General features: G+C 52.9%; 29 protein-coding genes. All 29 read right to left on the bottom strand.

Annotated features, from left to right (window positions below; all coding sequences use genetic code 11):
- Nucleotides 1-480: 480 nt before the first annotated feature.
- Nucleotides 481-870, bottom strand: a complete 390-nt coding sequence (gene rplQ, locus ACG97_RS12415) for a 50S ribosomal protein L17 (RefSeq protein WP_047967686.1) — start codon at nt 868-870, stop codon at nt 481-483.
- 22 nt (nt 871-892) lie between these two features.
- Complete coding sequence (gene rpoA / locus ACG97_RS17350) at nt 893-1,876, bottom strand: DNA-directed RNA polymerase subunit alpha (RefSeq protein ID WP_082133790.1); 984 nt, start codon at nt 1,874-1,876, stop codon at nt 893-895.
- 23 nt (nt 1,877-1,899) lie between these two features.
- Nucleotides 1,900-2,520 carry a 30S ribosomal protein S4 gene (gene rpsD, locus ACG97_RS12425; RefSeq protein WP_047967688.1) on the bottom strand — a complete coding sequence of 207 codons (621 nt, stop codon included), beginning with the start codon at nt 2,518-2,520 and terminating at the stop codon, nt 1,900-1,902.
- Nucleotides 2,521-2,538: 18 nt separating this feature from the next.
- Nucleotides 2,539-2,934 carry a 30S ribosomal protein S11 gene (rpsK, locus tag ACG97_RS12430; RefSeq protein ID WP_017507353.1) on the bottom strand — a complete coding sequence of 132 codons (396 nt, stop codon included), beginning with the start codon at nt 2,932-2,934 and terminating at the stop codon, nt 2,539-2,541.
- A 15-nt stretch (nt 2,935-2,949) separates the two neighbouring features.
- Nucleotides 2,950-3,312, bottom strand: coding sequence for a 30S ribosomal protein S13 (gene rpsM, locus ACG97_RS12435; RefSeq protein ID WP_047967689.1), 363 nt, complete (start codon nt 3,310-3,312; stop codon nt 2,950-2,952).
- Between the two features lie 70 nt (nt 3,313-3,382).
- On the bottom strand, nt 3,383-3,496 hold the full coding sequence (gene rpmJ / locus ACG97_RS17355; RefSeq protein ID WP_011137711.1) for a 50S ribosomal protein L36: 114 nt from the start codon (nt 3,494-3,496) through the stop codon (nt 3,383-3,385).
- Between the two features lie 35 nt (nt 3,497-3,531).
- Complete coding sequence (gene infA / locus ACG97_RS12440; RefSeq protein WP_047967690.1) at nt 3,532-3,750, bottom strand: translation initiation factor IF-1; 219 nt, start codon at nt 3,748-3,750, stop codon at nt 3,532-3,534.
- Nucleotides 3,751-3,770: 20 nt separating this feature from the next.
- Nucleotides 3,771-5,087: a preprotein translocase subunit SecY gene (gene secY / locus ACG97_RS12445; RefSeq protein ID WP_047967691.1), complete on the bottom strand. Its 1,317-nt coding sequence runs from the start codon at nt 5,085-5,087 to the stop codon at nt 3,771-3,773.
- Between the two features lie 10 nt (nt 5,088-5,097).
- Nucleotides 5,098-5,532, bottom strand: coding sequence for a 50S ribosomal protein L15 (gene rplO / locus ACG97_RS12450; RefSeq protein ID WP_047967692.1), 435 nt, complete (start codon nt 5,530-5,532; stop codon nt 5,098-5,100).
- Between the two features lies 1 nt (nt 5,533).
- Nucleotides 5,534-5,719: a 50S ribosomal protein L30 gene (rpmD, locus tag ACG97_RS12455; protein WP_047967693.1), complete on the bottom strand. Its 186-nt coding sequence runs from the start codon at nt 5,717-5,719 to the stop codon at nt 5,534-5,536.
- On the bottom strand, nt 5,712-6,230 hold the full coding sequence (rpsE, locus tag ACG97_RS12460) for a 30S ribosomal protein S5 (RefSeq protein WP_047967694.1): 519 nt from the start codon (nt 6,228-6,230) through the stop codon (nt 5,712-5,714). The genes rpmD and rpsE overlap by 8 nt, the downstream gene beginning before the upstream one ends.
- 12 nt (nt 6,231-6,242) lie before the next feature.
- On the bottom strand, nt 6,243-6,596 hold the full coding sequence (gene rplR / locus ACG97_RS12465; protein WP_047967695.1) for a 50S ribosomal protein L18: 354 nt from the start codon (nt 6,594-6,596) through the stop codon (nt 6,243-6,245).
- Nucleotides 6,597-6,609: 13 nt separating this feature from the next.
- A complete protein-coding gene (gene rplF / locus ACG97_RS12470) occupies nt 6,610-7,143 on the bottom strand; it encodes a 50S ribosomal protein L6 (RefSeq protein WP_047967696.1) in 534 nt (177 codons plus the stop codon).
- A 12-nt stretch (nt 7,144-7,155) separates the two neighbouring features.
- Nucleotides 7,156-7,551 carry a 30S ribosomal protein S8 gene (rpsH, locus tag ACG97_RS12475; RefSeq protein WP_047967697.1) on the bottom strand — a complete coding sequence of 132 codons (396 nt, stop codon included), beginning with the start codon at nt 7,549-7,551 and terminating at the stop codon, nt 7,156-7,158.
- Nucleotides 7,552-7,564: 13 nt separating this feature from the next.
- On the bottom strand, nt 7,565-7,870 hold the full coding sequence (gene rpsN, locus ACG97_RS17360) for a 30S ribosomal protein S14 (RefSeq protein WP_082133788.1): 306 nt from the start codon (nt 7,868-7,870) through the stop codon (nt 7,565-7,567).
- 4 nt (nt 7,871-7,874) lie between these two features.
- Complete coding sequence (gene rplE / locus ACG97_RS12480) at nt 7,875-8,414, bottom strand: 50S ribosomal protein L5 (RefSeq protein ID WP_047967711.1); 540 nt, start codon at nt 8,412-8,414, stop codon at nt 7,875-7,877.
- Between the two features lie 9 nt (nt 8,415-8,423).
- On the bottom strand, nt 8,424-8,738 hold the full coding sequence (gene rplX, locus ACG97_RS12485; protein ID WP_047967698.1) for a 50S ribosomal protein L24: 315 nt from the start codon (nt 8,736-8,738) through the stop codon (nt 8,424-8,426).
- Nucleotides 8,739-8,749: 11 nt separating this feature from the next.
- Nucleotides 8,750-9,118, bottom strand: a complete 369-nt coding sequence (rplN, locus tag ACG97_RS12490) for a 50S ribosomal protein L14 (RefSeq protein WP_047967699.1) — start codon at nt 9,116-9,118, stop codon at nt 8,750-8,752.
- 189 nt (nt 9,119-9,307) lie between these two features.
- On the bottom strand, nt 9,308-9,565 hold the full coding sequence (gene rpsQ / locus ACG97_RS12495) for a 30S ribosomal protein S17 (RefSeq protein WP_047967700.1): 258 nt from the start codon (nt 9,563-9,565) through the stop codon (nt 9,308-9,310).
- 1 nt (nt 9,566) lies between these two features.
- Entirely contained in the window at nt 9,567-9,755 is a 189-nt protein-coding gene (gene rpmC, locus ACG97_RS12500; protein ID WP_047967701.1) for a 50S ribosomal protein L29, read from the bottom strand.
- A complete protein-coding gene (rplP, locus tag ACG97_RS12505) occupies nt 9,752-10,171 on the bottom strand; it encodes a 50S ribosomal protein L16 (protein ID WP_047967702.1) in 420 nt (139 codons plus the stop codon). Before rplP ends, rpmC begins: the two co-directional genes overlap by 4 nt.
- Nucleotides 10,155-10,859 (bottom strand): 30S ribosomal protein S3, encoded by a 705-nt coding sequence (gene rpsC, locus ACG97_RS12510; RefSeq protein ID WP_047967703.1) that lies wholly within the window; start codon nt 10,857-10,859, stop codon nt 10,155-10,157. The genes rplP and rpsC overlap by 17 nt, the downstream gene beginning before the upstream one ends.
- A 10-nt stretch (nt 10,860-10,869) precedes the next feature.
- Nucleotides 10,870-11,199 (bottom strand): 50S ribosomal protein L22, encoded by a 330-nt coding sequence (gene rplV, locus ACG97_RS12515; RefSeq protein ID WP_047967704.1) that lies wholly within the window; start codon nt 11,197-11,199, stop codon nt 10,870-10,872.
- Nucleotides 11,200-11,208: 9 nt separating this feature from the next.
- Nucleotides 11,209-11,487, bottom strand: coding sequence for a 30S ribosomal protein S19 (rpsS, locus tag ACG97_RS12520; protein ID WP_047967705.1), 279 nt, complete (start codon nt 11,485-11,487; stop codon nt 11,209-11,211).
- Between the two features lie 7 nt (nt 11,488-11,494).
- Nucleotides 11,495-12,328 carry a 50S ribosomal protein L2 gene (gene rplB, locus ACG97_RS17365; RefSeq protein ID WP_082133789.1) on the bottom strand — a complete coding sequence of 278 codons (834 nt, stop codon included), beginning with the start codon at nt 12,326-12,328 and terminating at the stop codon, nt 11,495-11,497.
- An 11-nt stretch (nt 12,329-12,339) separates the two neighbouring features.
- Nucleotides 12,340-12,648, bottom strand: a complete 309-nt coding sequence (gene rplW, locus ACG97_RS12530; protein ID WP_047967712.1) for a 50S ribosomal protein L23 — start codon at nt 12,646-12,648, stop codon at nt 12,340-12,342.
- Entirely contained in the window at nt 12,645-13,265 is a 621-nt protein-coding gene (gene rplD, locus ACG97_RS12535) for a 50S ribosomal protein L4 (protein ID WP_047967713.1), read from the bottom strand. The genes rplW and rplD overlap by 4 nt, the downstream gene beginning before the upstream one ends.
- The gene (gene rplC, locus ACG97_RS12540; RefSeq protein WP_047967707.1) at nt 13,265-13,909 is read right to left on the bottom strand and encodes a 50S ribosomal protein L3; all 645 of its coding nucleotides are present in this window, start codon (nt 13,907-13,909) and stop codon (nt 13,265-13,267) included. The genes rplD and rplC overlap by 1 nt, the downstream gene beginning before the upstream one ends.
- A gap of 143 nt (nt 13,910-14,052) precedes the next feature.
- Nucleotides 14,053-14,364 (bottom strand): 30S ribosomal protein S10, encoded by a 312-nt coding sequence (gene rpsJ, locus ACG97_RS12545; protein ID WP_047967708.1) that lies wholly within the window; start codon nt 14,362-14,364, stop codon nt 14,053-14,055.
- Between the last annotated feature and the right edge of the window lie 21 nt (nt 14,365-14,385).

Here is a 14,385-nt window from a genome sequence, read left to right on the forward strand (position 1 = left end):
ACCACCGGCAGGATGCGGGCAGGACCAATTAATAAGGACAGCGAACTACGATCAGTCTGTAGAGATGAGCTGCAGGCCGGGGCTGGATCTGCAGAAAATGATTCCGCGTCTTGTGCGAGACAGTGGATCAGCGGCGGCTACGCTGACCGAGGGCCGGCTACCGTGACACACATGCTGCCCCCAATGCTGCAATCAGCACATAGCCAGCACCGCTGCTGGCATGAATTGTCTTAGGCGACACGAGGTGATGGGATAGGAATCGCATGCCGTGTGCTGCCGCATCACCTACCATGCGGTAGCCCACAATAACACCGACGGCTGTGCCTGCTTTTCACGCTCAGCGACCCGCGTTAGCAACTACACAATGTGCAGGCAATGGCCGAAGCATCGGCTACAGCAGGCCGCAACGGTGCGGGAGCCATCTACGTGGCGAGGGCAATAAAAAAGCCGGCTTGCGCCGGCTTTTTTACTTGAAGCTGCTTATTCAGCGGCTTCTACTGCAACTGCTTCTTCTGCACGATCCACCAGTTCAACCAGTGCCATCGGAGCGTTGTCGCCCTGACGGAAGCCGTACTTCAGAATACGCACATAGCCACCATTGCGGTTAGCAAAACGTGGGCCGAGTTCGTCAAACAGTTTTACAACCATTTCACGATCACGAGTGCGGTCAAAAGCCAGACGACGGTTGGCCAGCGATGGCTTCTTACCCAGGGTAATCAGCGGCTCGGCGACACGGCGCAGTTCTTTGGCCTTTGGCAGAGTAGTCACGATCACTTCGTGACGCAGCAACGAGTTAGCCATGTTGCGAAGCATCGCAAGACGGTGGCTGCTCGTACGGTTCAATTTACGATTACTGTTACGATGACGCATTTTAGTGTCCTTTTATCCCGACTTACGGCTTCTCAAGACCAGCCGGTGGCCAGTTCTCAAGTTTCATGCCAAGGGTCAGGCCTTTAGAAGCGAGAACTTCCTTGATCTCATTCAGAGACTTGCGACCAAGGTTCGGAGTCTTCAGCAGCTCGGTTTCCGTACGCTGAATGAGATCACCGATGTAGTAAATGTTCTCTGCCTTCAGACAGTTGGCGGAACGTACCGTAAGTTCGAGATCGTCAACCGGACGCAGCAAGATCGGATCGATCGGCGGCGCCTTTTCAACGATTTCCTCAACTGCGGTGCCTTGCAAGTCTGCAAAAATCGACAGCTGATCAACCAGGATGCGGGCAGCAATACGCACTGCTTCTTCCGGCTCGATCACGCCATTGGTCTCGATGTCCAGCACAAGACGGTCAAGGTCTGTGCGCTGCTCCACACGGGCGCTCTCAACATTGAAGCTGCAGCGGTTAACCGGGGAGAACGAAGCATCGAGCTGGATGGTGCCGATGGTACGGTTATCATCATGGCTGATGCGGGCGGAAACTGGCTGGTAGCCACGGCCCTTCTCAACTTTGACTTCCATATCAATATTGCCGCCAACCGACAGGTTGCAGATGACGTGATCAGGGTTGATCACCTCAACATCGTGCGGCAATTCCAGATCACCAGCCAAGACAGGGCCTTCACCTTCCTTTTTCAGGGAAAGAATGACACTGTCACGACCATGCAGTTTGAGTACTACACCCTTCAGGTTCAGAAGAATGTCGACGACATCCTCCCGAACACCGTCAAGAGCGGAATACTCATGCAAAACGCCAGCAATAGTAACTTCGGTCGGTGCGTAACCAGGCATCGACGAGAGCAGGATCCGGCGTAGGGCGTTACCCAGAGTATGGGCATAACCACGCTCGAACGGCTCCATCGACACACGGGCGTGTGTAGCCGAAACCGGCTGCACATCGATCAAACGCGGTTTCAGAAATTCCGAAGCGCTGTTTTGCATAGTCATTCCTTAAGAGCTAGCGATTACTTGGAGTAATATTCCACAACGAGCTGCTCGTTGATATCGCTAGACAGCTCGGAACGCTCAGGAGCAGTCTTGAAGACACCTTCCATCTTCTTGCTGTCAACAGCAACCCACGAAGGGAAGCCGATTTGCTCGGCCAGGGCCAAGCCTTCCTGAATACGCACTTGCTTCTTGGACTTTTCGCGAATAGCAACAACGTCGCCTGCTTTCACTTGGAAAGAAGGAATATTCACAATCTGACCATTCACAGTGATTGCCTTGTGGCTAACCAGCTGACGTGCTTCAGCACGGGTAGAACCAAAGCCCATGCGATAAACAACGTTGTCCAGACGAGCTTCAAGGATTTTCAGCAGGTTTTCACCGGTGGAGCCTTGACGACGAGCTGCTTCAGCAAAGTACTTACGGAATTGACGTTCCATAATGCCGTAAATACGACGAACTTTCTGCTTTTCACGCAGCTGTACACCATAGTCAGACAGACGGCCTTTTTTCGCGCCGTGCTGACCAGGAGGGGTATCAAGCTTACACTTGGAATCAAGTGCGCGACGGGCACTCTTCAGGAAGAGATCAGTCCCTTCGCGACGAGCAAGCTTACATTTTGGGCCAATATAACGTGCCATGTTCTCAGACTCTCCGGATTAGATACGACGTTTCTTGGGAGGGCGACATCCGTTGTGTGGTACCGGAGTCACGTCGGAGATGCTGGTAACTTTGAAGCCAAGGGCGTTCAGGGCACGCACGGAGGATTCACGACCAGGGCCTGGGCCCTTGATACGAACCTCAAGGTTCTTTACACCATATTCTTGGGCAACTTTACCAGCGTGCTCTGCAGCTACCTGAGCTGCAAACGGTGTACTTTTACGCGAGCCTTTAAAACCAGCACCGCCGGAGGTAGCCCAAGACAAAGCATTCCCTTGACGGTCAGTGATGGTGATGATGGTGTTATTAAAGGAAGCGTGAACGTGGACGATGCCATCGCTTACGCTTTTGCGTACCTTTTTGCGTACACGCACTGCTGTGTTTGCTTTAGCCATTATCTATGTTCCTTATTACTTCTTGCCGGCGATCGGCTTGCGCGGACCCTTACGGGTGCGTGCATTCGTGCGGGTGCGCTGACCACGGCAAGGCAGACCGCGACGATGGCGGAAACCGCGATAAGAACCCATGTCCATCAAACGCTTGATGCTCATGGTAATTTCGCGACGCAGGTCACCTTCAACAGTGAACTTGCTGACTTCTACACGCAGAGACTCCATCTCGGCTTCGGTCAAATCCTTGATCTTGGAAGAAGGATTAACGCTCGCGGAAGCACAGATGAGCTTCGCACGAGTAGAACCGATGCCATAGATAGCCTGCAGGCCGATAACGGCATGCGCATGATTGGGGATGTTTACCCCTGCAATACGGGCCATTCTCTTTCCTTAAGCTTTACGAGCTTGAAAAGGTTGCGATTGTAACATACGAAAACCCAGCTAACAAATGTTAGCCTTGTTTTTGTTTGTGACGCGGATCAGTGCAGATCACTCGTACCACACGATTGCGGCGAATGATTTTGCAGTTACGGCAAATTTTCTTTACCGAAGGTTGTACACGCATTTCAGTTCCTTTCTATCTGAAAAGAGCAAGTGCGACTACTTCGCACGGAACACAATACGGGCACGGGACAAATCATAAGGCGTCATTTCTACCGTCACCTTATCTCCCGGCAGGATGCGGATGTAGTGCATCCGCATCTTTCCGGAAATATACCCGAGCACAATGTGTCCATTCTCGAGCTTGACCTTGAAAGTTGCACTAGGCAAATTTTCCAGGATCTCGCCCTGCATCTGGATGGTATCTTCTTTAGCCATAAAACTGCTACCGTTGACCGTCAGCGACCGGATGCGCCCTTGAAGTTGGCCTTCTTGAGCAACCCGTCATACTGGTGAGACAACACGTAGGACTGAACCTGTGCCATGAAGTCCATTGTCACGACAACAATGATCAACAGCGAAGTCCCGCCAAAGTAGAACGGTACATTCCACTTCAGGATCAGGAACTCAGGCAACAAGCAAACCAGCGTGATGTAGATCGCACCAATAAGTGTTAGACGGAGAATGATTTTCTCAATATAACGCGACGTCTGCTCACCCGGACGGATACCCGGAATGAACGCACCGCTTTTCTTCAGGTTATCAGCCGTTTCCTTGGGGTTGAACACAAGGGCGGTATAGAAGTAACAGAAGAAAACGATAGCAGCAGCATAGAGCAGAACATACAGCGGCTGACCAGGATGCAATTTGTCTGCAACAGACTTCAGCACACCCAAGCCTTCGGTATTACCAAACCAGCCCAGTACGGTTGCCGGGAAAAGAATGATGCTGGATGCAAAAATCGGCGGGATGACCCCGGCCATATTCAGCTTCAGCGGCATATGCGTCGACTGGCCCTGCATCACGCGGTTGCCAACCTGTCGCTTGGCGTAGTTGACCAGCACTTTACGTTGGCCGCGTTCAACGAACACCACCAAGTAAGTGACAGCAATCACACCAGCAAACAAGGCAATCGCCAACAGGATGGACAAGGAGCCCTGGCTAGCCAGGGTCAGTGTCTGACCGATCGATCCGGGAATGCCAGCGGCAATACCCGAACAGATGATCAACGAAATACCATTTCCCAAACCACGTTCGGTAATCTGCTCGCCCAGCCACATGAGGAACATGGTGCCGGTGACCAGGGTCACCACGGTCGTTACATAAAACTCGGTCTGACCACTCAGTACCAGCTCCGGTTGCTTGAACAGCATGACAGCAATACCGAAACTCTGGAACGTAGCCAAAAAGAGCGTTGCATAACGCGTGTACTGAGTGATTTTGCGACGGCCAGCATCACCCTCCTTCTTCAACTGCTTCAGCGTTGGAACAATTTCTGAAGCCAGTTGAAGAATGATGGAGGCGGAGATGTACGGCATGATGCCCAGGGCAAATACCGAAAATCTCGACAGGGCCCCGCCCGAGAACATGTTGAACATGTCAAGCAGGCCCGTCTGTGACGACTGGAACAACTTCGCTAGTTCTACCGGATTGATACCAGGCACCGGAACGTGGGCACCGATGCGATAAACAATCAGCGCGCCGATCAAAAAGAAAATCCGCTGCTTGAGGTCACCAAATTTACTGGCATTACCAACTAGAGAAGCATTCGCCACGAGCTTTACCTTATTCTACGAAGCTACCGCCAGCGGCTTCGATTGCAGCCTTGGCACCAGCGGTGGCAGCGATGCCACGCAGTTTAAGAGCACGCTCAACCTTGCCGGACAGGATGACTTTTGCACCCAGAGCTTGCGTCGGCACGATGCCGGCTTGCTTCAGGGACAACAGGTCAATCTCGTCAACCGGCATCAGCGCCAGTTCGGACAAGCGAACTTCGGCTACATCGCCAGCAGTCAGGGACTTGAAGCCACGCTTCGGCAGGCGACGTTGCAGAGGCATCTGACCGCCTTCGAAACCTACCTTGTGGAAGCCACCAGCACGGCTCTTCTGACCTTTGTGACCACGGCCAGCAGTCTTGCCCAGACCGCTACCGATACCACGACCCACGCGACGCTTTGCGTGTTTGGCACCGGCTGCAGGCTTAATAGTATTCAGCAGCATATTAACCCTCGCTCTTAACCAGGTAGCTGATCTTGTTGATCATGCCACGGTTAGCAGGAGTATCAATCACTTCAACGACTTGGTTGATCTTCTTCAGACCCAGACCATTCGCGCAAGCTTTATGAGACTCGATGCGACCAATCAGACTCTTAACCAGAGTCACACGGATTTTTTTAACATCACTCATGATCCGCTCCCAGAATCTGAGCAACGGTCAGGCCACGCTTCGCAGCGATCTGCGAAGGAGTTGCCATTTTGCTCAAACCGTCAATCGTGGCGCGAACCACGTTGTACGGGTTGGTCGAGCCATGGATCTTGGCAGTAACGTTGTGTACGCCCAGTGCTTCGAATACAGCGCGCATAGGACCACCAGCTTTAACACCGGCACCCTCTTTAGCTGGCTGCATGAACACAGTGGTCGCACCGTGCTTGCCAACAACAGCATGATGGATGGTGCCGTTTTTCAGCGGAACCTTGATCATGTTGCGACGAGCCTGCTCCATACCTTTTTGCACAGCAACTGGCACTTCTTTCGAACGCCCTTTGCCCATGCCAATACCACCGTCAGCATCGCCAACTACGGTCAGAGCCGAGAAGGCCATGATACGACCGCCCTTCACCACTTTGGTGACGCGGTTTACGCCGATCATCTTCTCGATCAGACCATCGCCACGATCTTCGATCTCGTGCTTAGCCATTCTTAACTCCGATTAGAATACAAGACCGTTTTCACGGGCTGCGTCAGCCAGGGCTTTGATACGGCCATGGTATTTGAAACCCGAACGATCGAAAGCAACTTGGTTGATACCAGCAGCCTTAGCTTTTTCAGCAATGTTCTTGCCAACAACCGCAGCAGCAGCGGTGTTGCCGCCATTGCTCAGGTCGGCACGCACAGCGGACTCCAGGGAGGAGGCGCTAGCCAGAACAACATTACCGGTTGCGTCAATCACTTGAGCATAGATATGGCTGTTAGTGCGATGAACGCACAGACGAGCCACCTTGAGCTCCGCAATACGGGCACGGGTTTTACGTGCGCGGCGGAGTCGAGTCTGTTTCTTGTCCATTTCAGGGCCTCAATTACTTCTTCTTGGTTTCTTTCAGAACCACAACCTCGTCGGCATAACGCACGCCCTTGCCCTTGTAAGGCTCTGGGGAACGATAAGCACGGATCTCGGCTGCGACCTGGCCAACCAACTGCTTGTTGGCACCCTTGATCAAAATCTCGGTCTGAGTCGGGGTTTCACACTTGATGCCGGCTGGCATGGCGTGAACAACCGGGTGCGAGAAACCAAGGGACAGGTTGAGTGCTTCACCCTGGGCTTGAGCGCGGTAACCCACACCCACCAGGTTCAGCTTTTTCTCAAAACCCTTGCTAACACCAATGACCATGTTGTTCAGCAGCGCGCGCAGGGTTCCGGACATGGAACGTGCGAACTTGCTGTCGTTCTTGGCGGCAAATTCGAGCTGGTTATCAACCAGCTTGACTTCAACATCAGCACACAGTGCTGTGCTCAAAGAGCCGAGAGCGCCTTTTACAGTCACTTCTTCAGCACCGAATTTCACTTCTACGCCAGCAGGGATGACTACCGGGTTTTTTGCTACGCGAGACATTCAACCCTCCGATTAGGCTACGACGCAGAGCAGTTCGCCGCCGATACCGGCTGCACGTGCTTTACGATCAGTCATCACACCACTTGAAGTCGAAACGATAGCGACACCAAGACCGTTCATTACTTTAGGGATCTCGTTGGAACCCTTGTAAACGCGCAGACCTGGGCGCGAAACGCGCTCGATCTTCTCGATTACCGGACGACCAACGTAGTACTTCAATTCAATTTCCAGAACCGGCTTTTTATCAGCATCGGTAACAGAAAAAGTCTCGATATAACCCTCTTCCTTCAACACCTGAGCAATGGCCACCTTCAACTTGGAAGAAGGCATTGCAACAACGGCTTTAGCAGCACGTTGGGCGTTGCGGATACGAGTCAACATATCGGAGATAGGATCTTGCATGCTCATTCTGTATCTCCTATTACCAGCTGGCTTTAGTCACGCCCGGGATCTCGCCTTTCATGGCGAGTTCGCGCAGCTTGTTACGTGCCAAACCGAATTTACGGAATACACCGCGAGGGCGACCAGTCAGTGCGCAGCGGCGACGCTGGCGAACCGGGCTAGCATTACGCGGCAGGGTCTGCAGTTGCAGACGAGCAGCAAAACGCTCTTCTTCGGAAAGATTCTGGTTATTGATGATAGCGAGGAGCGCTTCACGCTTGCCGGCGTACTTAGCCACGAGCTTAGCGCGCTTCTCTTCACGATTAATCAAAGCTAGAGTTGCCATGTGCTTAGCCCTTGAACGGGAATTTGAACGCAGCCAGCAAAGCGCGGGCTTCCTCATCGGTCTTTGCAGTAGTGGTGATAGTGATGTTCATACCACGCAAAGCATCGATTTTGTCGTATTCGATTTCCGGGAAAATGATCTGCTCTTTAACGCCCATGTTGTAGTTACCACGGCCATCAAAGGATTTGGCAGAAACGCCACGGAAGTCGCGTACGCGAGGCAGCGAGATCGTAACCAGACGATCCAGGAACTCGTACATGCGTTCACGACGCAGGGTCACTTTGCAACCAACCGGGTAGTGGTCACGGATTTTGAAACCCGCGATCGACTTACGTGCGGTAGTCACAACTGGCTTCTGACCGGCAATCTTTTCCAGGTCGGAAACAGCGTGATCCATTACTTTCTTGTCAGCCACAGCCTCGCCCACGCCCATGTTGAGAGTGATCTTCTCAATGCGCGGAACTTCCATCAGGGACTTGTAACCGAACTGTTTTACCAGCTCTGGTACAACAGTGTTTTTGTAAAAATCGTACAGACGTGCCATCTTCACCCCTTACGCGCCGATAACTTCGCCGGTGGATTTGAAGATACGCACCTTGCGGCCGTCCTCAAGCACCTTGAAGCCTACGCGGTCAGCTTTCTGGCTACCCGCATTGAAAATAGCGACGTTAGATACATCAATCGGCATAGTCTTTTCAACGATGCCACCAGCGACACCACGTACTGGATTAGGCTTCTGGTGTTTTTTCACCAGGTTGATGCCTTCCACTACGACTTTGCCTTCCAGGACACGCAGAACGGAACCGCGCTTGCCCTTGTCTTTACCGGTGATTACTACGACTTCATCACCTTTACGAATTTTGCGCATCTGTGGTCTCCTTACAGCACTTCTGGCGCGAGCGAAACGATCTTCATGAAACGCTCGGTACGAAGCTCACGAGTCACCGGCCCGAAAATACGGGTACCGATAGGCTCCAGCTTATTGTTCAGAAGAACTGCAGCGTTGCCATCAAACTTGATGAGCGAACCGTCAGGACGGCGAACGCCCTTGGCAGTACGCACGACAACAGCGTTGTACACATCACCTTTTTTCACGCGACCGCGAGGTGCTGCATCCTTGATGCTCACCTTGATGATGTCGCCCACGCCAGCGTAGCGACGCTTGGAGCCGCCCAACACCTTGATGCACATAACAGAACGCGCACCAGTGTTGTCTGCAACATCCAAAATGGACTGCATTTGAATCATTTGATTACCTTTCTATCCAACTTAATTCCGTCACTTTCTTTCACCTTCAAGAAGATGAAAGAAACGCCACCTAAAGTAAGGTGGCGTATCCAACGGCCAGTCTTGGACCCCGTAAGGGATGACTTCGGCTGAACACCGAATCACACATTATACAGAGGGGCAAGCCCCCCTGCAAGCATTACACACAGATTAAACTGCGCGCTCTACCAGTGAGGTCACAACCCAAGTTTTCGTCCGGGAGAGTGGACGAGTTTCGCTGATCACAACGAGATCGCCAGTTTTGTACTGGTTGGTTTCGTCATGAGCGTGAAACTTTTTGGAGCGACGAACAATTTTACCGTAGATAGGGTGCTTTACTTTGCGCTCTACCAGAACAGTAACGGTCTTGTTCATCTTATCGCTGACTACTTTGCCGACCAGCGTGCGGACTACTTTAGTTTCGCTCATCTCAGGCAGCCTTTTCTTTCAGAACAGTGCGGGTACGGGCGATATCGCGACGCACCTTTTTCAGCTCACTATTCTTGGCGAGCTGTTGAGTTGCGTGCTGCATGCGCAGTGCAAATTGCGCCTTCAGCAAACCAAGCAACTCGGCCTTCAGCTCATCAACACTTTTCGCTCTCAGTTCGGATGCTTTCATTGCTGACCCACCTGTTTAATTACAAACACTGTCGGAATAGGCAACTTGGCAGCTGCAAGACGGAAGGCTTCGCGTGCCAGCTCTTCGGCAACACCATCCATCTCGTACAACATTTTGCCTGGCTGAATTTCGGCCACGAAGTATTCCGGACTACCCTTACCCCCACCCATACGAACTTCGGCTGGCTTGGAAGTGATTGGCTTGTCTGGGAATACGCGGATCCAGATGCGACCGCCACGCTTGATGTGACGAGTCATAGCACGACGAGCCGCTTCGATTTGACGGGCAGTCAGACGACCACGACCGATTGCTTTCAAACCAAAATCGCCGAAGCTAACTTTGTTGCCGCGGGTCGCGATACCAGTATTGCGACCTTTCTGCTGTTTACGGTATTTCAGTCTAGTTGGCTGCAGCATTTCGAGCTCCTGCCTTTCTGGATTTCTTCTCTGGTGCTACAGGGGCAGCCTGGACTTGACCTGGCTTGATGTCGCCCTTGTATACCCATACCTTGATGCCGATAACACCGTAGGTGGTGTGAGCTTCAGAAGTAGCGTAGTCAACATCTGCACGCAGAGTGTGCAGAGGCACGCGGCCTTCGCGGTACCATTCGCTACGAGCGATATCGATACCGTTCAGACGACCGGAGCTCATGATCTTGATGCCTTGGGCACCCATGCGCATTGCATTTTGCATGGAACGCTTCATGGCACGACGGAACATCACGCGCTTTTCCAGCTGCGAGGCGATACCGTCGGCGATGATCTGCGCATCAATCTCTGGCTTGCGAACTTCTTCGATATTGACGTGCACAGGCACACCAAGACGACGCTGCAGTTCTTTCTTCAGAACTTCAATGTCTTCACCTTTTTTACCGATAACAACACCTGGACGGGCGCTGTGAATGGTAATGCGGGCGGACTTGGCTGGACGCTCGATAACAACACGACCTACCGAAGCATGCGCCAGGCGCTTCTTCAGGAACTCGCGCACTTCGATGTCTTGCTTCAGCTGGCCGGCAAAGTCATGCGAATTTGCAAACCATTTGGAAGACCAGTTTTTAGTCACTGCGAGACGGAAACCCGTCGGATGAATCTTCTGACCCATAGCTTACCCCTTAGTTGCCAACACTGAGCGTGATATGGCAGGTCTGCTTCTCAATGCGGTTACCGCGGCCTTTGGCACGGGCGGAGAAACGCTTGAGACTAGGACCCTTATCAACGTAGATGGAAGTCACCTTGAGGGTGTCGATATCAGCGCCTTCGTTATGCTCAGCATTGGCGATAGCGGACTCAAGCACCTTCTTGATGAGCGCGGCACCCTTTTTCGGGCTGAAGGTCAGGATATTCAGTGCCTGGCCGACGGCTTGGCCGCGGATCAGGTCTGCAACCAGACGGCATTTTTGTGCCGACAGGCGTGCATTATTAAGTTGTGCAGAAACTCTCATCGCATCACCTTATTTCTTCTTGGCCTTCTTGTCAGCCGCGTGGCCTTTGAAGGTACGAGTCAGCGAGAATTCACCGAGCTTGTGGCCAACCATGTTTTCGGAAACATACACCGGAACGTGCGTACGACCGTTGTGAACCGCAATGGTCAGACCGATGAAGTCAGGCAAAATCGTCGAACGGCGCGACCAAGTCTTGATTGGACGCTTGTCGCTCGTTGCACGCACCGCATCCACTTTTTTCAGCAGGTGCAGGTCAACGAACGGGCCTTTTTTAAGCGAACGTGCCATAGCTCAATTACCCTTTATTCGAGAAGCGACGACGTACAATCATGTTGTCAGTGCGCTTGTTACGACGTGTACGGAAGCCCTTAGTCGGGGTACCCCACGGACTAACAGGAACACGACCTTCACCTGTACGGCCTTCACCACCACCGTGCGGGTGGTCAACCGGGTTCATGGCAGTACCGCGAACTGTTGGGCGGATACCGCGCCAACGGTTTGCACCGGCCTTACCAATCTTGCGCAGGCTATGTTCTTCGTTGCCCACTTCGCCAACGGTGGCGCGGCAGTCAACGTGTACACGACGGATCTCGCCAGAGCGCAGACGCAGCTGAGCGTAGATGCCTTCACGAGCCAGCAGCATGGCGGAGCAGCCGGCGGAACGGGCAATTTGCGCGCCCTTGCCTGGTTGCAGCTCGATGCAGTGGATGGTGGTACCAACCGGGATATTACGGATTGGCAAGGCATTACCAGCTTTGATCGGTGCTTCGGAACCGGACATCAGCTCAGCACCAACCTTTACGCCACGCGGGGCAATGATGTAGCGACGCTCACCATCCGCGTAGCACAGCAGCGCGATGTTGGCTGTACGGTTTGGATCGTATTCGATACGCTCAACCTTGGCCGGAACCGCGTCTTTGTTACGACGGAAATCGATGATGCGATACTGTTTCTTGTGACCACCACCCATGTGACGGGTAGTGATGTGGCCGTTGTTGTTACGGCCACCGGTCGAGTTTTTCTTCTCAACCAGTGCGGCGTGCGGGCGGCCTTTGTACAGGTCAGGGTTTACCACCTTGACAACAGCACGGCGACCAGCAGACGTCGGTTTTACTTTTACCAGAGCCATAGTCTATCTCCTTATTCCGCAGCAACAGGGGTAGCGGTCAGGTCGATTTCTTGACCTTGGGCAAGGCTCACGTAAGCCTTTTTCCAGTCTTTGCGCTTGCCGACGAAACGGCCGAAACGCTTGGACTTGCCCTTAACATTCAGCGTGGAAACGCCATCAACCTTGACGTTGAACAGCAGTTCAACGGCAGCCTTGATTTCAGGCTTGGTTGCATTGGCAACCACGCGGAATACCACCTGCTGGTTTTTCTCGGCAACCATGGTGCTCTTTTCAGAAACCACCGGTGCCAAAATTACTTGCAGCAAACGTTCCTGATTCATGCCCATTGCTCCTCGAGTTGCTTGATGGCATCACGGGTGATAACAACCTTCTTGAAACGAACAAGGCTGAACGGATCAGCTTGCTGAGCTTCAATCACCAGGACGTTTGGCAAGTTGCGGGAAGACAGATACAGGTTCTCGTCGAGCTCGCCAGTGATGAACAGAGCACGATCCAGACCCAGGGACTTCACCTTGGCGGCAAATTCCTTTGTCTTTGGCGTTTCAACTGTCAGGCTGTCCACGACGATCAGACGCTCGTCACGTACCAGCTGCGACAGGATCGTAGCCATACCGGCACGGTATTGCTTACGGTTAACCTTGTGCGTGAAGTTTTCGTCAGGCGAATTCGGGAACGCACGACCACCACCACGCCACAGAGGCGAGGAAGTCATACCGGCACGAGCACGACCGGTGCCCTTTTGACGGAATGGCTTCTTGGTGGAGTGTTTTACTTCAGCACGAGTCAACTGCGCACGGTTACCACTGCGCGCATTTGCCAAGAATGCAGTTACTACCTGATGCACCAGCGCTTCGTTGTAGTCACGGGCGAAGAGTGCTTCAGAGGCTTGCAGGGCTTCAACTTGCTGGCCCTGGGCGTTGATCACTTTCAATTCCATCATGCACCTGCCTTCACGCTAGGACGCACCACTACATCACCGTTCTTGGCACCAGGTACAGCACCCTTCACCAGAAGCAGTTGACGCTCCACATCAACACGGACAACTTCAAGGCACTGGATAGTGCTCTTGACGTTACCGTACTGACCAGCCATACGCTTACCCGGGAAAACGCGACCCGGATCTTGCGCCTGACCGATGGAACCGGCGGAGTTGTGAGAAACAGAGTTACCGTGCGAAGCACGGTTGGAACTGAAGTTGTGACGCTTGATGGCGCCGGAGAAGCCCTTACCTTTCGAGGTACCAGTTACGTCGACCAACTGGCCAACCTGGAAAATCTCGACGGAGATGGCATCACCAACGTTCAGCGATGCCAGTGCCTCTGCGGACAGAGGGAACTCGCGCATAACGCGAGCGGCATCAACGCCAGCTTTGGCAAAGTGACCGGCCTGAGCCTTGGTTACACGATTTGCCTTGCGAACACCTGCTGCAACCTGAACGGCAGTGTAGCCATCAGTTTCAGCAGTCTTTACTTGCGATACGCGGTTTGCGGACATATCCAGCACAGTTACCGGGATGGTTGCGCCATCTTCAGCAAAAATGCGGGTCATGCCGACTTTGCGACCGACCAGACCTAAAGTCATGTTTATTTCCTTTACAGGCGCCGATTACGATTGACCGGCTTACTCAAAAGAAAAGCGGACTCACCACAATGGTGAGTCCGCTAATGTAACAATAAAATTCAATAACCGCAAGCACTTAGCTCACGGCGCATGAAATAGTGCTGTTACTGTAGCTTGATTTCTACATCCACACCGGCTGGCAGGTCCAGCTTCATCAGCGCATCAACAGTCTTGTCGGTCGGATCAACGATGTCCATCAGACGCAGGTGCGTACGGATTTCCAGCTGATCGCGGGACGACTTGTTAACGTGCGGGGAACGCAGGATGTTGAAACGCTCGATTTTGGTCGGCAGCGGAACCGGGCCCTTAACAACGGCACCAGTGCGCTTGGCGGTTTCAACGATTTCCTGTGCGGAGCGGTCGATCAGGTTGTAATCGAAAGCTTTCAGGCGGATACGGATTTTTTGGCTTTGCATATCGTTCTCGGCTTCCGATTA

It is taken from the genome of Vogesella sp. EB (assembly GCF_001037925.1).
Lineage (GTDB): Bacteria > Pseudomonadota > Gammaproteobacteria > Burkholderiales > Chromobacteriaceae > Vogesella > Vogesella indigofera.